This is a genomic window from Rhizobium ecuadorense, assembly GCF_001187535.1.
Lineage (GTDB): Bacteria > Pseudomonadota > Alphaproteobacteria > Rhizobiales > Rhizobiaceae > Rhizobium > Rhizobium ecuadorense.
Genome location: NZ_LFIO01000570.1, coordinates 1 through 303 on the forward strand (window position 1 = coordinate 1; position 303 = coordinate 303).

Genomic DNA, 303 nt, shown 5'->3' on the forward strand with positions numbered 1-303 from the left:
CAGGCGGTTACCCGGTTCGCTAACACGCACTGCGGCGGCCTGGACCGCGAAAGCGTGTCCGAATGCGTCGGTGTTGCCCGGCGCGACCGTGAGTTCGACCATTCGTCCGAACATCGTATAGCCTCATCTACGGACCCACGGAAGCCCGGCCCTATAACCGGGCCGGGTCCAGCGGCGGATTATGCCTTCGCCACGAACTCCTGGGTGGTGATGGCGTTGGCGTAAAAGGGCGCGATCTCCGTCAGGAAGTCATCTTGCTGCTTCCGGTTATAGCCGGCCGACGCATCGTAGATGACGTTGGTG

Annotated in this window: 1 pseudogene; it reads right to left on the reverse strand. The window is 62.4% G+C overall.

Features of this window, described 5'->3' with window-relative positions:
- Positions 1 to 179: 179 nt before the first annotated feature.
- Positions 180 to 303: pseudogene (locus AF337_RS45310) on the reverse strand (cysteine hydrolase family protein); the annotation flags it as partial.